20 protein-coding genes are annotated in these 21,982 nt (G+C 56.9%); 17 read left to right on the top strand and 3 right to left on the bottom strand.

Features of this window, described 5'->3' with window-relative positions; genetic code table 11:
* The first annotated feature begins 623 nt into the window (after window positions 1–623).
* Both OHL21_RS03245 and OHL21_RS03240 read left to right on the top strand, forming a co-directional pair.
* On the top strand, window positions 624–1,112 hold the full coding sequence (locus OHL21_RS03245; protein ID WP_263415805.1) for a VOC family protein: 489 nt from the start codon (window positions 624–626) through the stop codon (window positions 1,110–1,112).
* Window positions 1,113–1,188: 76 nt separating this feature from the next.
* Window positions 1,189–1,977, top strand: a complete 789-nt coding sequence (locus OHL21_RS03240) for an SDR family NAD(P)-dependent oxidoreductase (RefSeq protein WP_263415807.1) — start codon at window positions 1,189–1,191, stop codon at window positions 1,975–1,977.
* A gap of 6 nt (window positions 1,978–1,983) precedes the next feature.
* Here OHL21_RS03240 and OHL21_RS03235 read toward each other — a convergent pair whose 3' ends face one another.
* Entirely contained in the window at window positions 1,984–2,274 is a 291-nt protein-coding gene (locus OHL21_RS03235) for a hypothetical protein (RefSeq protein WP_263415804.1), read from the bottom strand.
* A 68-nt stretch (window positions 2,275–2,342) separates the two neighbouring features.
* Window positions 2,343–2,915 (bottom strand): dihydrofolate reductase family protein, encoded by a 573-nt coding sequence (locus OHL21_RS03230; RefSeq protein WP_263415803.1) that lies wholly within the window; start codon window positions 2,913–2,915, stop codon window positions 2,343–2,345.
* A 436-nt stretch (window positions 2,916–3,351) separates the two neighbouring features.
* On the opposite strand from OHL21_RS03230, the gene ndhC reads away from it, so the two are divergent.
* The 13 genes from ndhC to OHL21_RS03165 are packed head-to-tail and all read left to right on the top strand — an operon-like array spanning window position 3,352 to window position 17,779.
* Window positions 3,352–3,723 (top strand): NADH-quinone oxidoreductase subunit A, encoded by a 372-nt coding sequence (gene ndhC, locus OHL21_RS03225; protein WP_317889955.1) that lies wholly within the window; start codon window positions 3,352–3,354, stop codon window positions 3,721–3,723.
* Window positions 3,724–3,738: 15 nt separating this feature from the next.
* Window positions 3,739–4,383 carry an NADH-quinone oxidoreductase subunit B gene (locus OHL21_RS03220; RefSeq protein WP_263415802.1) on the top strand — a complete coding sequence of 215 codons (645 nt, stop codon included), beginning with the start codon at window positions 3,739–3,741 and terminating at the stop codon, window positions 4,381–4,383.
* Window positions 4,384–4,401: 18 nt separating this feature from the next.
* Entirely contained in the window at window positions 4,402–6,147 is a 1,746-nt protein-coding gene (gene nuoC / locus OHL21_RS03215; protein ID WP_263415801.1) for an NADH-quinone oxidoreductase subunit C/D, read from the top strand.
* A 20-nt stretch (window positions 6,148–6,167) separates the two neighbouring features.
* Window positions 6,168–6,632 carry an NADH-quinone oxidoreductase subunit NuoE gene (nuoE, locus tag OHL21_RS03210; RefSeq protein WP_263415800.1) on the top strand — a complete coding sequence of 155 codons (465 nt, stop codon included), beginning with the start codon at window positions 6,168–6,170 and terminating at the stop codon, window positions 6,630–6,632.
* Window positions 6,633–6,641: 9 nt separating this feature from the next.
* Entirely contained in the window at window positions 6,642–7,916 is a 1,275-nt protein-coding gene (gene nuoF / locus OHL21_RS03205) for an NADH-quinone oxidoreductase subunit NuoF (protein WP_263415799.1), read from the top strand.
* The gene (gene nuoG / locus OHL21_RS03200) at window positions 7,913–10,630 is read left to right on the top strand and encodes an NADH-quinone oxidoreductase subunit NuoG (RefSeq protein WP_263415798.1); all 2,718 of its coding nucleotides are present in this window, start codon (window positions 7,913–7,915) and stop codon (window positions 10,628–10,630) included. Before nuoF ends, nuoG begins: the two co-directional genes overlap by 4 nt.
* Window positions 10,627–11,580, top strand: coding sequence for an NADH-quinone oxidoreductase subunit NuoH (gene nuoH, locus OHL21_RS03195; RefSeq protein ID WP_263415797.1), 954 nt, complete (start codon window positions 10,627–10,629; stop codon window positions 11,578–11,580). Before nuoG ends, nuoH begins: the two co-directional genes overlap by 4 nt.
* Before the next feature lie 12 nt (window positions 11,581–11,592).
* The gene (gene nuoI, locus OHL21_RS03190) at window positions 11,593–12,108 is read left to right on the top strand and encodes an NADH-quinone oxidoreductase subunit NuoI (protein ID WP_263415796.1); all 516 of its coding nucleotides are present in this window, start codon (window positions 11,593–11,595) and stop codon (window positions 12,106–12,108) included.
* 7 nt (window positions 12,109–12,115) lie between these two features.
* Entirely contained in the window at window positions 12,116–12,709 is a 594-nt protein-coding gene (gene nuoJ, locus OHL21_RS03185) for an NADH-quinone oxidoreductase subunit J (protein ID WP_263415795.1), read from the top strand.
* The gene (gene nuoK, locus OHL21_RS03180) at window positions 12,624–12,932 is read left to right on the top strand and encodes an NADH-quinone oxidoreductase subunit NuoK (protein WP_317889954.1); all 309 of its coding nucleotides are present in this window, start codon (window positions 12,624–12,626) and stop codon (window positions 12,930–12,932) included. Before nuoJ ends, nuoK begins: the two co-directional genes overlap by 86 nt.
* A 1-nt stretch (window position 12,933) precedes the next feature.
* A complete protein-coding gene (gene nuoL, locus OHL21_RS03175; RefSeq protein ID WP_263415793.1) occupies window positions 12,934–14,808 on the top strand; it encodes an NADH-quinone oxidoreductase subunit L in 1,875 nt (624 codons plus the stop codon).
* A gap of 9 nt (window positions 14,809–14,817) precedes the next feature.
* A complete protein-coding gene (nuoM, locus tag OHL21_RS03170; RefSeq protein WP_263415792.1) occupies window positions 14,818–16,314 on the top strand; it encodes an NADH-quinone oxidoreductase subunit M in 1,497 nt (498 codons plus the stop codon).
* 4 nt (window positions 16,315–16,318) lie between these two features.
* Window positions 16,319–17,779, top strand: a complete 1,461-nt coding sequence (locus OHL21_RS03165) for an NADH-quinone oxidoreductase subunit N (RefSeq protein ID WP_263415791.1) — start codon at window positions 16,319–16,321, stop codon at window positions 17,777–17,779.
* A gap of 413 nt (window positions 17,780–18,192) precedes the next feature.
* On the opposite strand, the gene OHL21_RS03160 is transcribed toward OHL21_RS03165, so the two are convergent.
* On the bottom strand, window positions 18,193–18,642 hold the full coding sequence (locus OHL21_RS03160; RefSeq protein WP_263415790.1) for a CBS domain-containing protein: 450 nt from the start codon (window positions 18,640–18,642) through the stop codon (window positions 18,193–18,195).
* 479 nt (window positions 18,643–19,121) lie between these two features.
* Here OHL21_RS03160 and coxB point away from each other — a divergent pair, with 479 nt between their 5' ends.
* Both coxB and ctaD read left to right on the top strand, forming a co-directional pair.
* The gene (gene coxB, locus OHL21_RS03155; RefSeq protein ID WP_263415789.1) at window positions 19,122–20,258 is read left to right on the top strand and encodes a cytochrome c oxidase subunit II; all 1,137 of its coding nucleotides are present in this window, start codon (window positions 19,122–19,124) and stop codon (window positions 20,256–20,258) included.
* Window positions 20,259–20,278: 20 nt separating this feature from the next.
* Complete coding sequence (ctaD, locus tag OHL21_RS03150; protein ID WP_263415788.1) at window positions 20,279–21,982, top strand: cytochrome c oxidase subunit I; 1,704 nt, start codon at window positions 20,279–20,281, stop codon at window positions 21,980–21,982.

The following is a 21,982-nucleotide window of genomic DNA, read 5'->3' as shown; positions in this document are numbered from 1 at the left end:
CTGCGATCTTCCGCACTGACAGACAACGGAGCTAAAGGACGACCTGCACCCATCGGACTTCCTCCCACTCTATCCGATGCTCGTACCCTCAATAAATATGACAATTATTTTAGGGACAGGACACTAGAGAGTATCGACAATACTGGGATGTTCGAGCGTAGCGCGAATGGGCGGGAACCGTGGGCTTCAGCCCACGGTTTACGAAGTAGCAGAGATGTTGGGCTTCAGCCCTGGGTTTTCCTGTCAGATATACAGAAGGCCCAGAGCTTAAAGCCCATTTACCTTTATGTTGTATCAGCGGGCTGGAGCCCGCTGCTCCCACCCATGAAAAGCAGGTCCTTCGCGGTGACCGCTGCCGGAGAATGAGCCGCGCACAGCCTGTGTTCCGCGCGCGAACCGCTCGAAGATCCTTTCCCGATCGCTCTGCTCAATACCGGCCCTATGTTCGTGACAGCGATCTCCGCCACATCGCCCTATTGCATTACCTGCAACCTAACCGAAGCTCCGGAGGGGAAATAGCGCCACGCGTTCTCCAGATATTGAACGGAACGTTCAAAACTTCCGATTTCTACAAGACAGTCGAGCCCTCTTAGCACTACGCTGATGTGCCAGGAGGGATGAATATGGCAAGTCAATACAAAGGTGTTCCCGAGGGAGCTTCCGCCATTATCCCGAGACTCTACTGTCGCGATGTTGAGACGGAGATTGCATTCTGTTGCGAAGTGCTCGGCGCGGTCGAGGGCGTCCGTCGTCCAGGCGCGGACGGGCGGGCACAGCATGCTATGTTGCTCTTCGGCTCTGCGATGCTCATGATTGAGGCTGAGAACCCGGAGGTCCCAACTCGCGCCCCCAATCCTGACGGAAGTTCTCCCGTAGTCCTCTATCTTTACGTGGAAGATGTCGACGGGACTGTTGAACGGGCACTCAAGCGCGGTTGCAGGCTTGTGGTGCCGGTCGAGACGCATTTCTGGGGAGACCGGATTGGATGGGTTCAGGACCCGGCCGGGCATATGTGGACCATCGCGACGCGCGTGGAGCAGACAACAGAAGACCAACGCCGTGAGCGTTGGTCGACGATCCTGTCTGGCGACGCGGATACACCAAATCCCTGACAAGGATCGCGTGACTTCTCATCATGCCCGGCAATTCTCTGCGACGAGAGAAACGGGAGAGGTCCATAATCATCGGATGAGATCGCTTCAAGGCAGAGTCGCTGTTGTTACCGGCGGCACGAAAGGCGTTGGACGCGGAATCGCGGCTGAACTCGCGGCCCAAGGAGCGCGAGTCTTCGTGACAGGCCGATCCATCAGAGAAGGGCTTGACGACGAAACGAACATCGTGGGAATTCGATGTGATCACAGGGACGATCGAGAGGTCGTGAGCGCATTCGAACGAGTCGCCAGAGAAAGCAGCGCCATCGATATCCTGGTTAACAATGTTTGGGGCGGCTACGAGCAGATGATGGAAGGCGGCGTGTTTACCTGGAGTAAGCCATTCTGGGAGCAGCCAATCTGGCGTTGGGACGCGATGTTCGCCGCAGGTGTGCGCGCCCACTATTTTGCGAGTCAACTTGCCGTCCCATCGATGGTGGCTCGCAAAAGTGGCCTGATCGTAAACATATCGTTCTGGTCTGCGCAGAAGCGCATTGGCAACGTCGCCTACGGCATATCAAAAGCTGCCACAGATAAAATGACCGCGGACATGGCGGATGAGCTTAGACCATATGGCGTCGCTGTCGTGTCTCTTTACCCCGGTCTGGTCAGAACAGAAAAGGTGATGGAAGCTTCGGCATGGCTGGACCTCAGCAACTCGGAATCGCCGGAGTTTATTGGACGCGCGATCAGCGCGCTTGCCGCCGATCCAAACGTCATGAGACACACGGGAAAAGTACTTGTGGCGGCTCAATTAGGAATTGACTACGGATTTTCCGACATCGATGGCAAAACCCCACGTCCGCTCAAACTCGACGAGATCTAGAGGGACTCACAAGTGAAGCAGGTACACCGGGGCCAGCGCGGCAAGCGCCGCCGCCATTTGCAGCGCAATAACCTTCAGGGACTCTCTTGGCGCGCGGGGGAACCACGTGACGGCGAAGAAAAGGAGCAGCGGCACCTGACCGGCCATGAGCAGTTGCCAAATGTGAGCGGCTGTCCCTTCGTCTTTGTCATGAGGAACACCGAACATTGCGAGGGTAATCAGAACATCCGCCAGCGCAAGAAGAGACATCGCAATGGGAAGAAATGCGCTCGGCTTCCTCACGATCGTCGTAAACACCTGACGCGGTTCCCGTTCCATATGGATGGAATATCAACCTATGTAGATTTCGCTGTCAATATACTGCTTCACTTCGATGGGCCGCGGACCGCGTATCGCAGAAAGATCTCACCGTTGCGGAACCGTTGCTCCTCGATCAACTCCAGATCCAGCCGCACACCACTCGGGAAGTACCGTTTTCCGCCGCCGATCACCACGGGGCAGACACGCATCTGGAGCTCGTCGACAAGCCCTGCCTGGATCGCCTGAGCGGCGAGTTCAGGACCGGCCACGGCGATGGCGTGCACGGCATTCGCCTTCAGATTGCGGACCGCATCGGGATCGAAGGCGCGCTCGATTCTGGTGTGGGCGCTGCGCGGCTCAGCGAGCGTTCTCGAGTAAACGATTTTTTCCGCCGCCTGCCACTGCCTGGCAAAGTCGAGTACGAACTGCGGTTGATCGGGAATCGTGTGCGCAGTCTCCCAGTAGAGCATCATCTCGTAGACTTTCCGTCCGTAGAGACAGGTGCGGAATGAAGAGACGTGCTTGAAGATCCAGGTATGCACCTCTTCGTCCTGGGGAGCGCCCCAGTCAAAGCTGCCATGTTCGTCTTCGATGTAACCATCGAGAGAGATGTTCATCATGTAGATCAGCTTTGCCATGCAGGTACCCCATATATATCCATCACGATTCAACGCCATCGGCCAGAGCTGTTTGGCCTTTTTATGTTTTATTCCCTAAATCACTGAGAATAGGCCGCTTGGGTTATTGAAACTTGCGGCGGATTCCACTTATTTCTGGCACATCTGCGGCATTCTCCGGTCCGGCCGGCCTGCGATCGTGGGTTCGCTTCTCCCGGCACCACTGAATATCGACTTTAGGATGAATCCAGCCTCTTGAAAATCGAGAGGCCAAAATCGCTGGGCCGCCTCCCTGTATCGGCGGCGCGAATCCCTGTGCGGCGGGAGGTCTCGGTGGGCCAACAACACCTATTGATCGGCGGCTAGAGCATTTAGGCGCTGAAATACTGCTGGTTTTAGATGGTTGCAAATCTTATTGATCTGATTCATACTTGCTGACCATTGAGGCGGGGGGACTATGGACCTTTGGCCGCTGGCAGTTTATCTCGTGATCGTTAGCATGCTCGTTGTCGCTATGCTTGGCTTGTCCTTCGTGCTGGGTCAGCGACACCATGATCGGGCAACAGACTCTCCTTATGAATCAGGTATCCTCTCGCAGGGTTCGGCGCGAGTGCGATTGTCGGCCAAATTCTACCTGGTTGCAATGTTCTTTGTAATCTTCGACCTCGAAGCGGTCTTCCTCTTTGCATGGGCGATCTCCGTCCGGGAAACCGGATGGACTGGCTATGCCGAGGCCTCGCTTTTTATAGCGGTCTTGCTTGCAGCCCTTGCCTATTTATGGCGCGTCGGCGCACTCGATTGGCGACAAGGCGGACGGACAGTGAGTTAGAAACGGTGGTGCGTTATGCGCTGGTCGATCAGTGTGCCTGGTGCTCCTGACGCGGAGAAACTCGGTGAATCTGGTGAATCTACGGACGAAGCGATCCGCCGCACTCTTATCCTGTCCCGCGTGGATGACCTGGTTGCATGGGGCCGCAAGAACTCCGTCTGGCCCTTCAACTTTGGTCTCTCATGTTGTTTCGTAGAGATGGCCACGAGCATTACCAGCAAATATGACATCTCACGGTTTGGCGCTGAAGTGATACGCGGCACGCCGCGAGAAGCAGACCTGATGGTGATCGCGGGAACGGTCTTTATCAAGATGGCCCCCGTCATCCAGCGTCTCTATGAACAGATGATGGAACCGCGCTGGGTGATCTCCATGGGCTCATGTGCGAATTCAGGCGGCATGTATGACATCTACAGCGTTGTGCAGGGGGTAGATAAATTTCTCCCGGTGGATGTCTACGTACCTGGGTGTCCGCCCCGGCCGGATGCCTTTCTCGAAGGTGTTTTGTTATTGCGTGACGCGGTAGGAAAAGAAAGGCGGCCCCTGAGTTGGGTAGTCGGGCCGCAAGGTGTGGTACGGCCTGAGATGCCTTCCATGCGTGATGAGAAGCGGCAGCAGCGGCAGTTACTGACGGTGCTCAGGACTCCCGACAGCGTTTAGTGTGTACCGGCGGTGCTTATGGCGAGCGGTCTCGTCCTCGATCAGGATCTACAGCAGGAACTGGGAGATACTGCTGCGCCTCAGTCAGTCCGTGACGATATTCCTACCTTCTGGGTGTCGAAGGACAACATCCACGAGGCGATCCGCCTGCTTTATGCCAACATTCCCAATCCATATACGATGGTGCACGATCTCACGGCCATCGATGAACGCGGACGTGTGCACCGCGAAGGCCAGCCGCCGAGCGACTTCACGGTGGTTTATCACCTCTACTCCTTTGAGCGAAATTCGTATGTTCGGCTGAAGGTTGCGCTCAACGAAAAACAGCTCTCACTGCCGACGATTACTGACATCTGCCCCGCCGCCAACTGGTACGAGCGTGAGGTGTGGGATATGTTCGGTATCGCCTTCGACGGGCATCCGCATTTAGAGCGCATCCTCATGCCGCGGACGTGGTCGGGACATCCCCTGCGCAAGGACCACCCGGCGCGTGCGACGGAGATGGGGCCTTTTCGTCTGCCGGACCAAAAGCAGGACGCGGAACAACAAGCGTTGCAGTTCCAGCCTGAAGAATGGGGCATGTCGCGGGAATCCGAAGGTTTTGATTTTCTATTCCTGAACGTTGGTCCACAACACCCGGGTACACACGGTGTTCTGCGCATTGCTCTTCAGCTTGATGGCGAAGTGATCGTCGACGCTGTGCCGGACATAGGCTTTCATCATCGCGGAGCAGAAAAGATGGGTGAGCGCCAGACGTGGCACACCTATATCCCTTACACCGATCGCGTGGACTATCTGGGCGGTGTGATGAATAACCTCGCGTACCTGACGGCAGTGGAAAAGCTTGCAGGCATTACGGTGCCGCCACGTGGGCAGATGATTCGGGTCATGATGGCGGAGCTGTTTCGCATCATCAGCCACCTGGTCTGGTATGGCACCTTCGCGCAGGATCTCGGCCAGATGTCGCCGGTGTTTTATCTGTTCAACGACCGCGAGCGAGCCTTCGGCATTGTCGAGGCGATCTGCGGCGCTCGCATGCACCCGAACTGGTTCCGCATCGGCGGTGTGGCACAGGATCTGCCTAATGGCTGGGACCGGTTATTCCGCGATTTTCTACAGTACTTACCGCCCAAGCTCGATGAATACGATCGCACCATTATGCGCAACCGTATTTTCAAAGCGCGTACCAAGGGCATCGGCGGCTGCACCATTCGTGAAGCCATCGAGTGGGGCATGACGGGGCCGAACCTCCGTGCCTGCGGACTTGAATGGGACTTCCGCAAGAAGCAGCCTTACGCCTGTTACAGCCAGCTCGACTTCGATATACCGGTCGGCACTTCCGGTGATTGTTATGACCGTTCAGTGGTGCACGTTGAGGAGATGCGTCAGAGCCTTCGCATCATCCAGCAGTGCGTTGACAACATGCCGGGAGGCCCATGCAATGCGGAGCATCCGCTGGCCACGCCGCCCCCCAAAGCGCGCACCATGCACGATATCGAGACGCTTATCCATCATTTTCTTGGCGTGAGCTGGGGTCCGGTTATGCCGGCGGGAGAGGCAATGGCGGCAATCGAAGGAACCAAAGGCAATAACGGCTACTACCTGATCAGCGACGGAGGTATTGGCTCATATAGGACGAGGATCCGGACACCGTCGTTCGCGCATATGCAGATGCTGCCGCAGCTGTGCCGCGGGCTTATGATTCCGGACCTGCTGGCAATTCTTGGGAGCCTGGACTATGTGCTCGCCGATATCGACCGGTGATGTGGAGGAGGGACGAAGCGATGCTGACTGCCGAGGAACGAAGAGAGATTGAGATAAAGCTTGCCGACTACCCGAACAAGCAGGCCATGAGCATCGAGTCCATGCTGATCGTCCAGCGGCATCGCGGATGGGTCTCGGACGAAAGCCTGGGCGATCTCTCAGAGCTTCTTGGGCTTTCGGTCGCCGATCTGGATGGGGTTGCGACGTTTTACAACCTGATCCGGCGCAGACCTGTTGGGCGGCACGTGGCAATGGTTTGCGACAGCGTCTCCTGCTGGATCATGGGCGGCGAACGTATCCGCGATCGCCTATGCAGCAGGCTGGACACAACGCTCGGTGAGACGACAGCTGACGGACGCTTCACCTTGTTGCCTATCGTTTGCCTCGGTGCGTGCGATCATGCACCCGCCATGATGATCGACGGCAAGTTGTACGAAGATCTTGACGAGCAGCGGCTCGATGAAGTCGTGGCGCGGTACAAGTAGGTGCGATCTATGGAGAAACCTCTGACTGGTAACTTTCGTGCCGACGGAGAGGCAGTAAGCCTCAGCGAATATGAACGCAGCGGAGGGTATCAAGGCCTCCGCAAAGCGCTTCTCCTTACGCCGGCGGAGGTTACCGAACTGGTAAAAAAGTCGAATCTTCGCGGACGCGGCGGCGCCGGCTTTGCTACCGGCATGAAGTGGAGTTTCGTACCGATGGGAAAAGATGCGCCGCATCCGAAGTACCTCGTTGCGAATGCGGACGAGATGGAGCCGGGTACCTTCAAGGATCGTGCGTTGATGGAGCGCGATCCGCACCAGTTAATCGAAGGCATGATCGTCGCTGCCTATGCGATCGAAGCTGATATCGGTTACATCTTCCTGCGGGGAGAGTACGAACGCTCTTACGAGTGCCTTGCCCGAGCACTTGCAGAAGCTCAAGCGAGCAACTACCTCGGACACAACATCCTGGGTTCGGGGTATCGCTTCGAAATCCACCTTCACAATAGCGCCGGCCGATATATCTGCGGCGAGGAAACCGCTCTTCTCAATGCGCTCGAAGGTAAGCGGGCACACCCGAGAACCAAGCCTCCCTTTCCGCAGGTCTCCGGCCTCTGGGGCAAACCGACGATTGTGCAGAACGTGGAAACGCTCTGCAACGTGCATCACATTGTGCGCCAGGGAGTCGATTGGTTCCGCGGTCTCAGCAAAACGGCGGATGGTGGAACGAAGCTTTACGGCGTGAGCGGCAAAGTCAAACGGCCGGGTCTCTGGGAACTTCCGATGGGCACGCCGATGCGGGAGATCCTTGAAGACCATGCGGGTGGAATGCGCGATGGCCTGCGCTTTCGTGGAGTCCTGCCCGGCGGAGCGTCGACGGACTTCTTAGTTGAGGACCACCTCGACACCCCCATGGATTACGACAGCGTGCAGAAAGCTGGAAGCCGGCTAGGCACTGGGACCATGGTCGTGCTCGACGATCAGACGTGCCCGGTGGGCATGGTCTGGAACCTCGAGCATTTCTTTGCGCAGGAATCATGTGGCTGGTGCACGCCATGCTGGAGCGGGTTGGCGTGGACGGAAAAAATTCTGTGGGCCATGGAACAAGGCACAGGAAGCACTCGCGACCTGGAAACGCTCAAGTTTCAGACGAAATTTCTTGCTCCAGGCAACACCTTCTGCGCCTTTGCCCCCGGCGCCGTGGAGCCGCTTCAGAGTGCACTGAAGTACTTTGCCGAAGATTTCCGTCGGCACGTCGATGAACACCGATGTCCCTGGAGGAGATGACCGTGGCGACTATTTTTATCGACAATGCGCCCAGAGAGGTCAACCCAAAACAGAACCTCCTTCACGTCTGTCTTTCGCTGGGCTATGACCTGCCTTATTTCTGTTGGCATCCAGCACTGGGATCGGTGGGGGCTTGCCGTCAGTGTGCGGTGAAGCAATTCCGCAATGAGCAGGACGCTACAGGCAAAATCGTGATGGCCTGCATGACTCCCGCCGCAGAGGGTACGCGCATCTCAATTGCCGATCCTGAAGTCGTAGCTTTTCGGGCGGGGGTGATTCAAGGATTGATGCAGAACCATCCGCACGACTGCCCCGTCTGCGACGAAGGCGGGGAATGCCATCTTCAGGATATGACCGTGATGACCGGTCACCGGCAGCGTGTTTACAGCTTCGGTAAAAGAACATTTCGCAATCAGTATCTCGGCCCGCTGGTAAATCATGAGATGAATCGCTGCATTCAGTGCCAGCGCTGCGTGCGTTTTTATCGTGAATACGCAGGCGGGCATGATCTGAATGCCTTTCATCTGCGCGACTCCATCTTCTACGGGCGGCACGAAGACGGCGTTCTAGAGAGTGAGTTCAGCGGCAATCTGGTGGAGATATGCCCAACAGGCGTATTCACAGATGCGACGCTCAAGCATCACTACTCGCGGAAATGGGACCTGCAGATGGCGCCTTCCATCTGCGTGCATTGCGGACTGGGCTGCAACATTACAGCCGGCGAGCGCTACGGCACGCTTCGCCGTGTGGTGAACCGCTATAACCACGAGGTAAATGGCTATTTCCTGTGCGATCGTGGCCGGTTTGGCTATGAATTCGTCGAGAGCAGTCTGCGCATCCGTCACCCACTCGTGGACGGTAAACCAGCTACAAGAAGTGAGGCACTTGAACGATTCGGCGCTGTCCTTCGCAAAGGCGCTGTGATCGGTGTCGGGTCTCCGCGAGCCTCTCTGGAAAGCAACTTTGCGTTACGCGCACTGGCCGGTCCAGATCACTTCTTCGCCGGAGTCCCTGACGAAGAGTCGCGGCTAATCTCAGCCATGGTCCGCATCCTGCGCGATGGCCCGGCGCGATCTCCTTCGCTTGATGAGGTGGAACATTCAGATGCCGTGTTTGTACTCGGTGAGGATCTCACCAATGTCGCGCCGATCATGGCCTTGCGGCTGCGTCAGTCCGTGCGCCAGGCGCCCATGCGTCTTGCCGCCGGTCTCCACATCCCCGAGTGGCTGGATCATGCGGTGCGAGAGACCGTGCAGGATGCGAAGGGGCCGCTCTTCATTGCCTCTCCCTACGCGACGAAGCTTGATGACATCGCAACAGCCACCTATCACGCTTCACCAGATGACCTGGCGCGACTGGGCTTCGCCATCGCCCATGCAATCGACGCGACAGCACCAGAGGTGATAGCACTGTCGCCAGAGCTGGAAACAATGGCCGCCAAAATAGCTGCCGCTTTGCGCGGCGCCCAACATCCTCTGGTAGTCGCCGGTGCAAGCTGCCGCAACCGCGGTGTGATTGAAGCTGCGGGACAAATTGCCTGGGCCTTGTGCAAAGTTGGCTCGCCGGCAAGTCTCAGCTTCACGATGCCGGAGTGCAATAGCTTTGGCCTCGCGTTGATGGAGGCGCCGCCGCTCTCTGAGGCATTGCGAACGGTCAGAAGCGAACCGGTGAGTACGCTGATCGTCCTTGAAAACGATTTGTTTCGCCGTGCCCCTGCAAACGAAGTGACGTCGCTATTGCGTGGCGTCCAGCATCTGATCGTGCTCGATCACCTTGGAAATCCCACGACAGACGCAGCGGAACTTGTGCTGCCTGCCGGCACGTTTGCCGAATCGGATGGCACACTCGTGAACAATGAAGGACGTGCGCAACGATTCTTCCAGGTCCTGAACCCCAGCACCGACGTGCAGGAGAGCTGGCGATGGCTGCACGAAGTCTCTGTGGCAGCGGGATCTAAGAGCATGGAGCGATGGGAGGACCTTGATGATCTCACCGCGACGATTGCCAAAGAGATAGCTGCATTCGGAGCTCTACCGAAGGTCGCCCCTCCTCGAAGCGCTGTTGGCAAGATCGCTCGTGAACCGAGCCGGTACAGTGGCCGCACTGCGATGCTCGCCAACATCAGCGTGCACGAGCCCAGGCCGCCTCAGGATCCCGACTCCTCCCTGGCCTTTTCTATGGAATCGGGTCCGGGACCAGTCCCATCGTCGTTAATCCCTTTTTTCTGGGCCCCAGGGTGGAACTCGGTGCAGGCGGTAAACAAATTTCAAAGCGAGATCGGAGGAGCACTGCGTGGTGGCGATCCAGGAGTTCGCTTGATCGAACCGTCGCGGGAATCAGTTTGGCAGTACTTCTCTGCAATTCCTCCTGCGTTCAAATCGCGGTCCGGGGAATGGCTTCTTATCCCTGTCTTTCATATTTTCGGTTCAGAGGAACTCAGCCGGCATGCGCAGGGTATCTCTCAGCTGCTCCCGCGCCCCTATCTCGCCTTGAACCCAGCAGAAGCTTCACTGGTAGGCGCAAAAGCCGGTGGGCGGATCAAGATCCTGATCGAAGACTCTCAGTTTGAACTGGAGATCATGTTGCGTGCCGACCTGCCTCGCGGTGTGGCCGGTCTGCCTGCGGGATTGCCTCCGTTCGACGGCATACAACTCCCCCTGTTCTGCAAGCTCGCTTCCGTTGGAACTGAATTCTCCGCGAGAGGTGTTCTATGAGATTGAATCTCTTCCCTCTGCTTGTCATTGCTGTTGTCTTGTTCGTGGTGCTCAATTTGTCAGCCGGATTGATTTGGGTCGAACGCCGTCTGCTTGCGCTGTGGCAGGATCGATACGGCCCAAATCGCGTCGGACCTTTCGGACTGGGACAGATTCTCGCGGACTCAATCAAGCTGTTTACCAAGGAAGACTGGATTCCGCCTTTCGCCGACAAACCAGTCTTTATCCTCGCGCCTGCGATTGTTGTGGCTACCTCACTGATCTCGTTCGCAGTGGTGCCGTTTGCTCCGGGATTCGTGATTGCCGATCTCAATATCGGGATTCTCTTCCTTCTCGCCATGTCGTCGTTGGGCGTCTACAGCGTCGTCCTTGCGGGCTGGTCTTCCAACAACAAATACTCGCTACTCGGAGGGATCCGTGCTGCCGCGCAGATGATGAGCTATGAAGTCTTCATGGGGCTTTCTCTTCTTGGCTCCGTTATCCTGGCCGGCTCGTTCCGCCTGACTGACATCGTCGAAGCGCAGCGGGGACTGTGGTTTGTCGTTCCTCAGTTCCTCGGTTTCATCCTGTTTCTCATCGCGGGCGTCGCTGAAACGCGACGGCTTCCCTTCGACCTGGCTGAGGCGGAAAGCGAATTGATCGCGGGCTTTCATTCGGAGTACTCGGGGATGAAGTTCGGCATGTTCTTCGTTGGTGAGTACATCGGCGTGATCCTGGTTTCGGCAGCCATCTCGCTCTTATTCTTCGGCGGCTGGCTTGGCCCCGTACTGCCACCAGCTCTGTGGTTTGCCGTAAAGACCATGTTCTTTATTTGTCTGTTCATTCTGCTTCGCGCGGCCCTCCCCCGTCCGCGATTTGATCAGCTCATGTCGTGGGGCTGGAAGGTGATGCTGCCCCTTGCACTGGTGAATCTGCTGGTGACGGGAGCCGTAGTGTTGGCACGGCGATGAAGGAGGTGTTCGGTGCTCAGTTTGGTGCGTTCTCTATGGGAAGTTTTTCGGCACACTTTCGCGCGGCGTGTGACGGTTCAGTATCCGGAGCAAAAGGCCTACCTCTCACCGCGATATAGAGGCCGGATCGTTCTCACCCGCGATCCGGACGGCGGTGAACGCTGTGTCGCCTGCAATTTGTGCGCCGTAGCCTGTCCAGTGGCCTGCATCTCTCTCCAGGCGACAGAGGACGAGCATGGCCGAAGATATCCGGAATTCTTCCGCATCAATTTTTCCCGCTGCATCTTCTGTGGCTATTGCGAAGAAGCGTGCCCGACCTATGCCATTCAGCTGACGCCGGATTGCGAGATGGGCGAGTACAAGCGGCAGAATCTCGTATACGAGAAGACAGACCTGATGATCGATGGACCGGGAAAGTATCCCGATTACAACTTCTGGCGCGTTGCCGGAGTTGCTATCGGCGGGAAAGACAAAGGGCAGGCTGAGAACGAACTCCCGCCTGTCGACACACATAGTCTGATGCCATGAGAACGCCATGACCACACTCTTTTATCTCGCAGGTATTCTCGCCATTGTTGCCACACTGCTTGCCATTACGCAGCGGCATGCGGTTCACGCGCTGCTCTATTTGATTGTTTCGCTGCTGGCAGTTGCAGTGGAGTTCTTCGTTCTAGGCGCACCTTTTGTAGCAGCGCTTGAAATCATGATTTACGCGGGCGCCATCATGGTGCTCTTCGTGTTCGTCGTGATGATGCTCAACATCGCAGAGCATGCGATGGAGGTGGAACGCGGATCGCTGAAGCCGCGAAACTGGCTTGGGCCTGCACTGCTTGCCCTGGTCTTGTTAGGCGAGTTGGTCTATTGCACTGCGACAACCCGCGGCACACCTTCTCTCACAGGCGTAACGGGCCCCAAGCAGGTTGGCGAGGCGTTGTTCGGGAATTACTGGATCGGCGTAGAACTCGCATCTCTCTTGCTCATGGCCGGCCTGGTTGGAGCATTTCATCTCGGGCGTCATCGCATTGCAAAAGAGGAGAAACATCATGTCACAAGTACCGATGCAACACGTACTGATACTCGCAGCGATCTTGTTCATGCTGGGTCTGGCGGGACTTCTCACGCGGCGTAACCTGATTTTCACGCTTATGAGCATCGAGATCATGCTCAATGCAAGTGGTCTGGCATTTGTTGGGGCGGGAGCGCGGTGGGCACAGCCAGACGGCCAGGTGATGTTTCTATTCATTCTGGCCATGGCGGCCGCCGAGGTATCGGTCGGACTGGCATTTGTACTCCTCTTTCACAAGAGGCAGCTTGCCCTGGACGTGGACGCGGCCAGCGAGATGAGAGGTTGATATGCTTCAACTACTCTGGCTCGTCGTAGCGATTCCAGTCGCGAGCGCCACGTTGCTGGCGTTGTTCGGGTCCAATTTGTCACGCCGCGTCGTCGCGGTTCTGGGTGCAGGCTCTGTGGGAGTGGCAGCGTTAATCACTCTCTTGATTGGCGCCGTCTTTCTTGCGTCTCCGCCTATGGGCAATGTGTATGTGCAGCACCTGTGGACGTGGATGAGCAGTGGCGGATTTACGCCCGAGATCGCCTTCTATCTCGATCCTGTCTCGCTCCTGATGCTTCTGGTCGTGACCTTTGTCGGGTTCCTGATTCATCTCTACTCAGTTGAGTACATGCATGACGATGAGGGATACGCGCGCTTCTTCGCCTATATGAATCTTTTTGTAGCATCGATGATCACGCTCGTGCTGGCGAACAATCTATTGCTGTTGTATCTGGGATGGGAAGGCGTCGGGCTGTGCAGCTTTCTGCTAATAGGTTTCTGGTATCGCGATCCGCAGAATGTGCGTGCAGCGGCCAAGGCCTTCATCGTGACGCGTTTCGGTGATACCGCTTTTGCTGTCGGACTGCTGCTGTTGTTTACGCGATTGGGAACGCTGGATATTCAGGACGCGATGCATCGAGCGGCAATGCAGTGGAGCACCGGAAGCAGCATCGCGACGGCAGCGGCAGCACTACTGCTGGGCGGGGCAGTCGCCAAGTCCGCGCAATTGCCGCTTCAGACCTGGTTGCCGGATGCAATGGCCGGTCCTACGCCGACGAGTGCTCTGATTCATGCCGCAACCATGGTTACCGCAGGCGTTTACCTGATCGCGCGTACACACGTACTTTTCACGCTGGCGCCCTCTATCCAATTCCTGGTGGCTATCATCGGAACCGTCACGATGTTGCTGGCGGCCTTCAGCGCGCTCGCTCAACGCGACATGAAGCGCGTGCTGGCATACTCCACGATCAGCCAGATCGGATACATGTTCCTCGCGCTTGGATTGGGGGCGTGGTCCGCCGCCATGTTCCACTTCATGACGCATGCCTTCTTCAAAGCGCTTCTCTTCCTGGCTGCGGGTGTAGTCATCCATGCAGTGCATGAGCAGGATTTGTATCGGATGGGAGGTCTCCGCAAGGAGCTGCGCCTCGCCTTCTGGGCATTCGTGATTGGCGGCTCAGCGTTGGCTGGTCTGCCGTTGATTACCGCGGGTTTCTTCAGCAAAGACCTCATCTTGTGGCAATCGTGGGCAGGTCCAAATGGGAATGCATGGTTCTGGGCTGCTGGGATGACGGGAGCCCTGCTTACTTCCCTTTACACCTTCAGGATGATTCTGCTGGCCTTCTACGGTCCGCAGCAGCTACATGTAAGAGCAAAAAGTGGCCTCGCCGTTCGCGTTTCACTGGTCGTACTTTGCTCCTTGTCACTTGTTGGTGGATATGTGGATACGCCGCCGCATTTTGGTGGTACACCCGCGCTGTCCAATTTTCTCAACAGCGTATTGCCGCCGCTTGAAGAAGTGCACATCGGCCCAATCACGGAGACCATGACGGTGCTTTCCGCGAGCACTGTATTCGCGCTCGGCCTCTGGTTGGCGTATCTGATCTTTGGGCCGAAGCGATCGCGACAGCCTGCGCAGAACCTTCTTGAGCAACTGTGGCTGGCCGGCTGGGGCTTCGACTGGTTGTACGACAAGCTTCTGGTTCGCCCGTTCCAATGGATTGCACGAAAGAGTGCAGCCGACCCGGTAGATGTGCCGATCAATGGTCTTGCGCAGGTAACTGTGCTGGGCTACCGTGCGTTACGTCTGACCCAGACCGGACAGGTGCGTTGGTATGCGGCCGGTCTTGCTTTGGGCACGGCTGCAATCCTGGCCATTGCATTTGTTGCGCGTTGAGGTGCTGGCATGATTCTTCTGGATCTCATCCTGATTCTAGTTACCGGCGGCATCGCATCCTGGATCGCTGCACGCCGAAGCGCAATGGTTGCCCGTTGGATTACCCTTGCGAGCCTGCTGGTCAACCTAATCCTGGGCATCGGAATTTGGATAGCCCATCTTGGCCGGTCGCAGTCCAACCCGGCGCGCTGGTTTGTGCAATGCAATTTCAATTGGATTCCACAATTTGGGATCCGCATCCACCTGGCAATCGATGGACTGAGCCTCGCGTTGCTACTGCTGACCTACTTTCTAGGCATCATGGCCGTTCTTTCCTCCTGGCGGGAGATCCGTGAGCGCGTCGGTTTCTTCCACTTCAACCTGCTTTGGGTTCTGGCCGGTATTACAGGGGTCTTTCTGGCCATGGACGTGTTCCTCTTCTATCTGTTCTGGGAGTTGATGCTGGTGCCGATGTACTTCCTGATTGGCATATGGGGACACGAGCGGCGTATTTATGCCGCCACAAAGTTTTTCCTCTTTACCCAATTGAGCGGCCTGCTGATGTTGATCGCGATCATTGCGCTCGCCATTCTCCATCATCAGTCAACCGGGATCTTTACCTTCGATTATGAGCAGTTGCTCAAGACCGCCCTATCGCCTCGCGCGGCGCGCCTGCTGATGATTGGCTTTCTCGCGGCCTTTCTGGTGAAACTGCCTGCCTTCCCTTTCCATACGTGGCTTCCGGATGCGCACACGGAAGCTCCTACCGCAGGAAGCGTGATTCTGGCGGGACTCCTGTTGAAGACAGGAGCATACGGTCTGATTCGTTTCGTGTTGCCGCTTTTTCCAGGGCCATCACGCGAGTTGGCCCCAATCCTGATGAGCATTGGTGTGGCCGGAATTCTTTATGGCGCCGTACTTGCGGTTGGCCAGACTGACCTGAAGCGCCTGGTCGCCTATACCAGTGTGAGCCATATGGGATTCGTGTTGCTCGGCGTCTTCGCCGGAAATGAGATCGCGCTGGAAGGGGCCGTAGTGCAGATGATCAGCCACGGAATCAGCACGGGCGCACTGTTCATTCTTGCAGGTCTGTTGCAGGAAAGGATGCATACGCGCGAGATTGCGGCGATGGGCGGACTTTGGGAAACCATGCCTGCGCTAAGCGGCGCCGGCATGGTGTTTGCTATGGCTTCGCTCGGGCTTCCAGGGCTGGGAGATTTCGTGGGTGAATTTCTCGTTCTCCTCGGAGCCTACCGGGCGAACGTCCCTCTCACGGTCGTCGCTAGTCTGGGCCTTCTCGCAGCTACTCTTTACGGTTTGAGGGTTGCACAGAATGCGTTTCAAGGATCCAATCCGCATCACTGGAAACTTCCGGATATGCTCCCGCGCGAATGGATGGTGCTTGGCCTGATGATGGTTGGTCTTCTTTGGATCGGACTCTATCCGCAACCGATCCTGAACACGGTGCGCCCGAGTCTGGCGGCGGCACAGCAAAGTGCATTCACACAAGAAATTGTCAGGAGATGAAGAGATGAGCCGCACCGATTTTGTCGCATTATTGCCGCTGATGATCGTCCCGGCGACTGCGGTCATATTGATGATCGCAATTGCTATCCGCCGCAATCACAAGGCTGTGGCGGTAATATCGCTGGGCGGTCTGGTTGCAGCGTTCGGTAGCCTTGCCTTTGCGGCATCCGTACTGCCGCGACAAGTTTCTGCCTTCTTCATCCTCGATTCCTACTCCTTCCTCTATATGGCGATTCTGCTCTGTGCCGCAGCATTTGTATTCCTGTTGGCTTATGACTATCTGAATCGCCGCCAGAAACATCCCGAGGAGTTTTATCTGCTCGTGCTGCTGGCGACAACAGGCGCAATGGTGCTGGTGGCGAGCCGCAACTTTGCAGCATTCTTCCTTGGCCTCGAGTTGCTGAGTGTGGCGCTCTACGCATTGATCGCATATGTTCGCGCCGAGAGCATCTCAATCGAAGCAGGAATCAAGTACCTGGTTCTGGCCGCATCGTCATCATCGGTTCTATTGTTCGGCATGGCACTGATCTACGCCGAGTCGGGATCCATGGAGCTTTCACAATTCACGGCTGCAATGATTCATAGCACCGGGCATGCGAATCCGTTTCTCGTGGTGACGGGGCTGATGCTCGTTCTTACGGGCGCCGGCTTCAAACTGGCAGTGGTTCCATTTCATCTCTGGACACCGGATGTCTACGAAGGCGCACCGCTGCCGGTAACCGCGTTTATTGCCTCTGTATCGAAGGGCGGGATGTTCGCATTGTTGCTGCGCTGGTTTCACGTAAACAGTGGAGACATCACCGGAGTCCCGGGACTCGTCCTCTCGATCCTCGCGATTGCTTCCATGCTAACGGGCAATCTTCTCGCGCTGCGGCAAACCAACGTCAAACGCATACTCGCATACTCATCGATTGCGCACATGGGCTATCTGCTGGTTGCGCTGCTTGCTGGAGGAGCGCTCGGCGCTCCGGCGGCGACCTACTACCTTACCGCATACATGGTGACCATTCTTGGTGCATTCGGGGTGATGACGGCTCTCTCCGGACGGCAACACGAAGCCATGTCTCTCGATAGCTATCGCGGTCTGTTCTGGCGGAGACCACTTTTGGCAGCTGCATTCACCACAATGTTATTTTCGCTCGCCGGAATTCCATTTACAGCCGGGTTCCTGGGTAAGTTCTACGTCCTCATGGCCGGCGCCTCCGCATCACGCTGGGTGCTCCTCTTTACGCTCATTGTGAGCAGTACCATCGGGTTGTTCTACTATCTGCGCATCGTTGTCGTCATGTATGCGCAACCGGAAGGTGCTGGAGAGACGGAAAATCCGGACGACACTCGTACCCTACCCGTGCCTCTGCCGGCAACACTGGCGCTTGCCGCTTTGACCGGACTTGTCTTCCTGCTAGGCGTCTACCCAATCCTTTTCTGGGACACGATGGTAGCGGTGACACGCAATCTGGGATGACAGTGGGATTGCAGCGGCGTTTTCATTGCGAACTCCCATAGATGCGGAAGCCTTACGCTCTACCTACAGGGGAAATGCTCTAATTGTTGGGATTTTGTGGATTCCCGCCCACCCTAGCGTTGCGAGCGTTTCACCCCAACGAACAAGTTCGTTGGGGGACCCCGAAGGTCGGGCACCCGGCCGGGGAAGCTTCTAAGAGCCCGCAGCGTTGCTCCAGGCTGGTATAGAACGCACCTTTGGTGCTCTTCGTGGATGGCATCCGGTATATGGGCTTCGCCGCGGTAGGAATTCTCTCAGCCCGGGTGCCCACCCTCACGGAGTTAGGGTGGGCAAGGAAGCCACAGACACATCAGTAAAACGTAGTCCACCCTAGCTTCGCGAGAGTGGGGCACCGGGAGGGGTACTTCTTCACCCTAGCAGGGGTATTTCCCTTCGATATAGTGCTCGAGCTGTTCGATCGTCTGGTCCTGCGCGAAGGAGATCCACTGCACCAGATCTCCGATGGAGATCATGCCGTGAACCTTGCCATCACGCACGACCGGAAGATGGCGAATCCGGTTTGTCGTAATAAGGCGCATGGCGTCGTCGACAGAGCATTCTGGGGTGATGGTAATCAGTGCTTCCTCGGCAATCTCGCGCACCAGAGTGTCCTTTGACGAACGGCCCTGGAGAATGACTTTGCGCGCGTAGTCCCGCTCCGAGACAATACCCACGAGTTCGCTTCCGTCCATGATCAGCAGTGCACCTACATCCTTGTCCGCCATCATTTTCATCGCGTCATAAACGGTCGCATCGGGAGACACGGACCATACATCTGTACCCTTCTTGCATAAAATCAACGACACAGGATCGAAGACTTTCATTGTGCCTCCTTAATACAGTTCCATTGCGGAGTGGCATTCAGAAGGGAGGACCGAGGCTGGCGCCGAACATCGTACCTGCGCGTCAAACTCTGGGACGTGGCACTTTCCGCGAGAGTAAGAAACAAATCCCTTGCGCTTTTTCGCCGGCACGACCCCATGAAGAAGACCGTCACTCGGCCAAATATTATGCGCTCGAAGAGCGCAGTTTACAAGGCCGATCTAACACCGGCCCGCTACCGAGCCTGAACGGCCCTGATGTTTCCAACGGCTAACCTGGAGGCGAGCGAATGGCCTGCTTTTGATCTCACGTTATTCCTGCGGTTTGAGGGCCGCGAGGCGGAGCGAGCCGCACCAAATGCGCGGTAAGATGAATCACCAACCGAACGAAGGTCCAGGACCACTACGGTGCAGGAGCTTCGTTCAAACAGGACCGGTTCGAGCCAGAACGAAAGCACGATCTCTCAGGAGCACTCGTCTTTATGTTGTGGAACGTCGCGAGATCGTGTTGTCTTTCATGCGCCGCGCTTCTGGTGTGGCCGCATTGGCCGGGGAATATCTTCTCGACATCTTCGACACCCGCGCGCGAAGTCCACGGCCTTTCGCTGTTTATTCTCGTAATCACCGGTGGCATCTTTATTGGCGTTGCAAGCCTGCTGGTGTTTGCACTGGTCCGCTTTCGACATCGCGCCGGAGACATGACGGAACCGCCGCAGGTCTTCGGAAGCACGCAAATCGAACTCGCCTGGACGATTATCCCCATCCTGCTGATCATCGTCCTCTTCCTCGGAACAGCGCGGGTGATTTTCGCTGTGCAGGATGCACCCAAACCAGCATCCGCGCTGGACGTGACCGTTATTGGCCATCAGTTCTGGTGGGAGTTCCGCTATCCGAAGTACAACGTAGTCACCGCCAATGAACTGCATGTTCCGCTGAGTGACCCTCAAGCCCCCACTCCCACCTTCCTCAAGCTCACCTCCGCGGACGTGATGCACAGCTTCTGGATTCCACGCCTTGCGGGCAAAACAGATGTATTACCGAACCGCGTGAATGAAATGTGGGTCGACCCGCACGAACCGGGCTTGTTCCTCGGCCAGTGCGCGCAGTTTTGCGGGACGCAGCACGCCAAGATGCTACTGCGTGTCTACGTCGATTCTCCGCAGGACTTCCAGCGCTGGATCGCGCAGCAGCAACGGGCGCAGCAAAGTGGCACGCCTGATCCTGCCCCATCTCCGCAAGGCCCAAACCTCGGCAACGACAACCCTGCTGCCGGAGTGCCGCCAAACACGCCGCCAACTCGCGGCGAGATCGCAGCTCAACTGAAGGAGTCCTCCGATGCCATCACACCCGAACAAGGCAGGCGCGTCTTCGAAGAGCAGGCGTGTATGAACTGCCACACGATCAGCGGTACTGCCGCAAACGGCCGCTTCGGCCCCGATCTTACGCACCTCATGAGCCGGGCCACCATCGCCTCCGGCATCGTGCCCAACACTCCGGAAAACCTCAGGATCTGGATTACGACGCCCGACGAGCTGAAACCCGGTTCGTTGATGCCGGCCATGCATTTGAACGACCTCCAGAACGCTCAACTGGTTGCTTACCTCACCACGTTGCGCTAGACGCAAAGGAGAAAAACACGATGGACGCACCGAGCACGCCCATCCCAAGCGGAATCGAAGGAGCTCTGGATGTAACCCCGCAGACGCGGCCCCGCGCAACGTATCTCGAAGTCCTGCACGACTGGATCGTCACCGTCGATCACAAGAAGATCGGCCTGCTCTACATCGGTTTTGCCCTGATATTCATGGTCGTTGCCGGCCTTGAGGCCATGGCCATTCGCATTCAACTCGCGGTGCCGCACAACAGCTTCCTTGATGCCCGGAGCTATAACCGCATGTTCACCATGCATGGCACCACCATGGTGTTCCTGGTGGGTATGCCGATCCTCTTCGGCTTCGGCAATTACCTGGTCCCGTTGATGATCGGTGCGCGTGATATGGCTTTTCCACGCCTCAATGCCTTCAGCTTCTGGGTGAGTGCGTTTGCCGGCATCTTCCTTTACTTCAGCTTCATCGGCGGCCTTGGATTGGCAGGCGCCGGTACGGCGCCTGATATCGCATGGTTTGCATATGCACCGCTGACCGAGCGGCCGTTCTCACCGGGACACAACGTCGACTACTGGGCGCTCGCACTGCTCGCCAGCGGCATCGGAAGCATCGGAACGGCCATCAATATTCTTGCGACGGTGTTCTGTATGCGCTGTCCTGGAATGACGCTGTCACGTATTCCGCTGCTTGCATGGATCTATGCGACAGTCTCTTTCCTGGTGCTGGTGGCAGTCAGCCCTCTCACGGCCGCACAGGTCATGCTTCTGATTGACCGCTATCTCGGCGGTCATTTCTTCGACACGCAGGCCGGCGGCTCAGCCATCCTGTGGGCGCACTTCTTCTGGATCTTCGGCCACCCGGAGGTCTATGTGCTGGTACTGCCCGCATTCGGCTTCGCCAACGAGATCATTCCGGTCTTTTCCAGGAAAGCCATCTTCGGCTATCCGGCGATGGTGGCCGCCACCGTGGGCATTGCGTTCATCAGCCTTGGTGTTTGGGCGCATCACATGTTCACCATCGGTATGACATCGTTCGGCAACACCTTCTTTACGCTGTCGACGATGCTGGTCTCGATTCCTACAGGCATTAAGACCTTCAACTGGCTGGCTACCATGTGGGGAGGCAAACTGCGTTTCGCAACACCGATGCTCTTCTCTGTCGGCTTTCTCTTCCAATGGGTGATCGCCGGATTGACCGGCATCATGCTTTCGGTATCGCCCTGGAATTGGCAGTTGCACAACTCATATTTCGTCGTTGCTCACTTTCATTACGTGCTGGTCGGCGCCATCCTCTTCATGATCTTCGCTGCCTTCTATTACTGGTATCCGAAGATGACCGGCCGCATGCTTTCCGAGAGGCTCGGCAAATGGCACTTCTGGCTTATGATCGTCGGCTTCCATCTGACCTTCGATGTCATGCATATTCCGGGATTGCTGGGTATGCCGCGCCAGATCTATACCTATGAGCCTGACCGCGGCTGGACGCTGCTCAACCAGATCGTTACCTTCGGCGCAGTGATTCAGGCAGTCGCTATGGCGATCTTTGTCTATAACCTGGTGCACTCCTACTTCGCGGGCAAGGCCGCCGGCCCTGATCCCTGGGATGCCTGGACTCTCGAATGGTCCACGCCCTCGCCTCCTCCCGCGTACAACTTTCCGGTAGATCCCGTGGTCGCCAGCCGCCGTCCGTTGTGGGATCTCAAACATCCAGAAGATCCCGACTCCGCTTTCGAGTGA

Source organism: Terriglobus albidus, from assembly GCF_025685425.1.
Lineage (GTDB): Bacteria > Acidobacteriota > Terriglobia > Terriglobales > Acidobacteriaceae > Terriglobus > Terriglobus albidus.
The sequence above is the reverse complement of the archived record's forward strand: the minus strand, read 5'-3'. Positions and strand labels throughout refer to the sequence as shown.